Origin of the sequence: Microbacterium sp. H6 (genome assembly GCF_003314775.1) — a bacterium.
Taxonomy (GTDB): Bacteria; Actinomycetota; Actinomycetes; order Actinomycetales; family Microbacteriaceae; genus Microbacterium; species Microbacterium oxydans.
Window position 1 is genome coordinate 42215 of record NZ_QOAY01000066.1, and the last position, 4838, is coordinate 47052.

General features: G+C 67.8%; 5 protein-coding genes. 3 read left to right on the forward strand and 2 right to left on the reverse strand.

Translation table 11 applies throughout. The features are described from left to right. Positions 1-40: 40 nt before the first annotated feature. The gene (gene glgA / locus DSP71_RS04695) at positions 41-1225 is read right to left on the reverse strand and encodes a glycogen synthase (RefSeq protein WP_113680475.1); all 1185 of its coding nucleotides are present in this window, start codon (positions 1223-1225) and stop codon (positions 41-43) included. A gap of 46 nt (positions 1226-1271) precedes the next feature. Here glgA and DSP71_RS04700 point away from each other — a divergent pair, with 46 nt between their 5' ends. Genes DSP71_RS04700 through DSP71_RS04710 form a run of 3 tightly spaced genes read left to right on the forward strand, consistent with a single transcriptional unit; the run spans position 1272 to position 3939 of the window. Continuing rightward, complete coding sequence (locus DSP71_RS04700) at positions 1272-2513, forward strand: glucose-1-phosphate adenylyltransferase (protein WP_058631863.1); 1242 nt, start codon at positions 1272-1274, stop codon at positions 2511-2513. Between the two features lie 48 nt (positions 2514-2561). After that, complete coding sequence (serB, locus tag DSP71_RS04705) at positions 2562-3197, forward strand: phosphoserine phosphatase SerB (RefSeq protein WP_046749133.1); 636 nt, start codon at positions 2562-2564, stop codon at positions 3195-3197. 46 nt (positions 3198-3243) lie between these two features. Further along, positions 3244-3939 carry an alpha/beta fold hydrolase gene (locus tag DSP71_RS04710; protein ID WP_113680476.1) on the forward strand — a complete coding sequence of 232 codons (696 nt, stop codon included), beginning with the start codon at positions 3244-3246 and terminating at the stop codon, positions 3937-3939. 15 nt (positions 3940-3954) lie between these two features. On the opposite strand, the gene DSP71_RS04715 is transcribed toward DSP71_RS04710, so the two are convergent. After that, positions 3955-4665, reverse strand: a complete 711-nt coding sequence (locus DSP71_RS04715) for a beta-ketoacyl-ACP reductase (protein ID WP_046749399.1) — start codon at positions 4663-4665, stop codon at positions 3955-3957. Positions 4666-4838: the final 173 nt, after the last annotated feature.

Here is a 4838-nt window from a genome sequence, read left to right on the forward strand (position 1 = left end):
GTGAATTCCAGAGCGCTCGGCATGCCCCCAGCCTATCGGCTCAGGCGGTCAGCTCCGCGTAGAGCGCGCGCGTCGTCTCGGCGATCGCCGCCCAGCTGAACTCGTTGCGCGCCCTCTCGCGCCCGGCCTCGCCGTACGTACGTGCGCGGTCCGGGTCCATCGCGACCTCGGTGAGCACGGCTGCGAGGTCGGCCACATAGCGCTCCGGGTCGACCGGCGTGCCCGTTCCGTCCTGCGCCTGCTCGATCGGCACGAGGCGACCGGTCACGCCGTCGGCAACGACCTCGGGGATACCGCCGGTCGCCGTCCCGACGACCGCCGCACCACAGGCCATCGCCTCGAGGTTCACGATCCCCAGCGGCTCGTAGATGGAAGGGCAGACGAACGTCGTCGCGGCCGTGAGGATCGCCGAGAGCTCGTCGCGGGGAAGCATGCGCTCGACCCAGATGACGCCGTCCCGCTCCTGCTGGAGCAGACGCACACCCTCCTGGACCTCGGCCATGATCTCCGGAGTGTCCGGAGCACCCGCGCAGAGGACGAGCTGCACCTCGGGAGGGAGGAGCCGCGCCGCCTGCAGCAGATACGGCAGCCCCTTCTGCCTCGTGATGCGGCCGACGAAGACGACGGACGGACGAGCGGCGTCCATCCCGATCGATCGCAGGAAGGCTTCGTCGTGCACCGGACGCCACCGGTCGACGTCGATCCCGTTGTGGATCACCCGCACCCTCGCCGGGTCCACCTGCGGGTAGCTGCGCAGGATGTCGGCGCGCATCCCGGCGCTCACCGCGATCACGGCGGCCGCGTTCTCGTACGCCAGTCGCTCGATCCCGCTCGACACCGCATAGCCACCGCCCAGCTGCTCGGCCTTCCACGGCCGAAGGGGCTCGAGGCTGTGCGCCGTCAGGACGTGAGGGATGCCGTGCAGCTGTGAGGCGAGGTGACCGGCGAAGTTCGCGTACCAGGTGTGACTGTGCACGATGTCGGCGTCGGCGATGGCCGACACGATCTCCAGATCCGTGCCGAGCGTCTGCAACGCGGCGTTGGCTCCGGCGAGTTCCGTCGGCGTGCGATAGGCGAACGTACCCGCCTCATCGCGCGGTGACCCGAACGCGCGGACCTGGACGTCGAGGTGCAGTCGGAGCGCTGCCACGAGCTCGGCGACGTGCACGCCGGCACCGCCGTAGACCTCCGGCGGGTACTCCTTCGTGATCATTTCAACTCGCATGTCTGAACGCTAGTACAGCGAGGAGGATGGCATCTATGGTGGAGCCATGTCCGCTCCAAAGAAGGTCTTCGGGATCATCCTCGCCGGCGGCGAGGGCAAGCGCCTCATGCCCCTCACGGCCGATAGAGCGAAACCCGCAGTGCCGTTCGGCGGACAGTACCGGCTCATCGACTTCGCCATCTCCAACCTCATCAACTCGGGCCTCCGACAGATCGTCGTGCTGACGCAGTACAAGTCGCACAGCCTCGACAGGCACATCTCCCAGACCTGGCGCATGTCGGCTCTCCTCGACTCGTACGTCGCCTCGGTGCCCGCCCAGCAGCGCCTCGGCAAGCGATGGTTCTCCGGCTCCGCCGACGCGATCCTGCAGAGCATGAACCTCATCAACGACGAGAAGCCCGACATCGTCGTCGTGATCGGTGCGGATCACGTCTACCGGATGGACTTCCGGCAGATGCTCGAGGCGCACATCGAGTCGGGCGCCAAGGCCACGGTCGCGGGGATCCGCCAGCCGCTCGCGCTCGCGTCGCAGTTCGGCGTGATCGATGCCGACGCGGAGTCGGGCCGGATCAAGCAGTTCCTGGAGAAGCCGACCGACATCGCAGGGCTCGAGGATTCGCCGAACGAGGTGCTCGCCTCGATGGGCAACTACATCTTCGACGCTGATGCACTGATCGCCGCCGTCGAAGCCGACGGGGAGTCGCCCGTGTCAGGTCACGACATGGGCGGCGACATCGTCCCGTACTTCGTCGAGCGCGGCGAAGCGGGCTACTACGACATGAAGCAGAACGAGGTTCCGGGGTCCTCGCCGCGCGACCGCTCGTACTGGCGAGACGTGGGAACCATCGACTCCTTCTTCGATGCGCACAGGGACCTCATCTCGACACTGCCGATCTTCAACCTGTACAACATGGAATGGCCGATCCACTCGCAGGCGGTGAACTCTCCGCCGGCGAAGTTCGTCAGGGACTCCGTCGGTCGCATCGGCAACGCGATCGACTCGATCGTCTCCCTCGGATCGGTGCTGTCGGGCACGCACCTGGAACGCAGCGTGGTCGGTCCATGGACTCTGGCGGGGGGCGGATCGACCATCACGGACTCGGTCGTGTTCGATCACGTGCAGGTCGGGCAGGGTGCGCGCATCCACCGCGCCATCCTCGACAAGAACGTCGTCCTGGCCGATGGCGCGACGGTCGGGGTCGACCGTGAGCGCGACCTGGCCCGTGGCTTCACCGTCACCGAGTCCGGCATCACCGTCGTGGGCAAGGGCGTCTTCATCGAACGCTGACGCGTCATGCGGCGCTCAGGCGGTCCGGGCGGTCGCTAGGCTCGACGGGTGACCGCTGCGCGATTCCTCGTCGTCCTCGATGCTGATTCCACCCTCATCCGCAACGAGGTGATCGAACTCCTCGCCGACGAAGCAGGCCGTCGCGCCGAGGTTCAGGCGGCGACCGAGGCGGCGATGCGCGGCGAAGTGGACTTCGCGACGAGCCTGCGCTCCCGGGTCGCGGCACTGCAGGGAGTGCCCGTATCGGCGTTCGAGCGCGTCCGCGCACGGATAGAGCCCACCCCCGGAGTCCGCGAGCTCACGGCAGCAGTCCACGATCGCGGCGGTGTCGTCGGGGTCGTCTCCGGCGGCTTCCACGAAATCCTCGACGCCGTGGCGCCGGAACTCGGCGTCGATCGCTGGCGAGCGAACCGCCTGGATGTCGTGGACGGCGTCCTCTCCGGCCTTGTCGAGGGCGACATCGTCGACGGAGCCGCGAAGGCGGCGTCCCTTCAGGAGTGGGCTGCAGAACTCGGCGTAGGTCCGCGCGCCACGATCGCCATCGGGGACGGCGCCAACGACCTGCCCATGATGGCGGTGGCGGGGCTCGGCATCGCCTTCAATGCGAAGCCCACCGTACGGCAGACCGCCGCGCTCGTGATCGGCCCGCAGGACCTCTCCGAAGTCATCGCTCTGCTTCCGTAGACGGATCCCTCTGGAGGTTGTCCGACGCCGCCGCTAGCGTCGACGCATGGACATCATCCTCATCCCCGGGCTCTGGCTCGATGCGTCCAGTTGGGAAGACGTCATCCCCTCTTTGGAAGCGGCGGGGCACCGCGCTCATCCCCTCACCATGCCCGGCCTCGGCGAACCGGCGTCGGCGTCGTCCGAGGTCGGCATCTCGGACTGGATCGATGCCGCGGTCGCGGCGGTCGATGCGCTTCCCGGTGACGTCGTCGTCGTCGGTCACAGCGGCGGAGGAAACGTCGCATGGGGTGTCGTCGATGCGCGCCCCGAGCGCGTCGGCCGCGTCATCTTCGTCGATACGGCACCCCCGCCGACGGGAAGCGGCATCAGCGAGTTCGAGCTCGTCGACGGCGTGGTCCCCTTCCCGGGGTGGAACTTCTTCCCCGAGGAGGATGTACACGATCTCGACGAGGCGACCCGTGTGCGCACGACACCGCTCACCCGGAGCGTGCCCGCGAGGGTGCCGACCGACGGCATCGTCCTGCGTGACCCGGCGCGGTATCGTGTGCCGGCGACCCTGCTCATGGGTGGCGTGGATCAGTCCGCGTTCGAGAAGATGATCGCCCAGTGGGCCGAGTATGCCGACGAGTTCCGTGCGATCGACGATGCCGAGGTCGTTCGCATAGGTTCCGGGCACTGGCCGCAGTTCTCCATGCCGGAACGACTCGGAGAACTGCTCACCGCCTCGATCGCGAGGTGAACACCCCGGTCCGGATCAGTGGCCCATCCCGAGTCCACCGTCGACCGGGATGACCGCGCCCGAGATGTAACCGGCATCGTCACCGGCGAGCCATGTCACCACGCCCGCCACCTCGTCGGGGGTCGCGAACCGCGCGGCGGGGATGCTCGCCTTGTACTGCTTCTGCGTCTCCTCGGGGAGCTCCGCGGTCATGTCGGTCTCGATGAACCCCGGAGCGACGACGTTGGCGGTGATACCGCGCGCACCGAGTTCACGCGTGATCGAGCGGGCGAAGCCGACGAGCGCGCTCTTCGACGCCGAGTAGTTCGCCTGGCCGGCGGAACCGTACAGACCGACGACGCTCGAGATCAGGATGATACGACCGAATCGTGCGCGCAGCATGCCCTTCGAGGCGCGCTTCACCACGCGGAACGTGCCGCCGAGGTTCGTCGCCACCACGCTGTCGAAGTCGTCTTCGCTCATGCGCATGAGGAGGGTGTCCTTGGTGATCCCGGCGTTCGCGACGACGATCTCCACCGGGCCGAGCTGCTGCTCCACCTCCGTGAACGCGGCGTCGAGCGCGGTGGCATCCGTGACATCCGCCCGCACGGTGAGGGTTCCCTCTGGTCCTTCGCCGCTGCGCGCGGTGACCGCGACACGGTATCCGTCCCGCACGAAGCGCTCCGCGATGGCACGGCCGATACCGCGGTTTCCGCCGGTGACGAGGACGACGCGCTCAGCGCTCATGAGGACACTCCTGCTCTGGACCTGCGGTCCGAGGTCTCGGACCGTCATCGATCCTACCGACGATGCTCCGAGCGACGACGCCGCGCGCACCCTCATCGCGACGTTGACACAGGCGGGCGCTGCTGGAACCCTGATCGAGACGAAAGGGCAACATCGTGAGCGACAATCCTCCT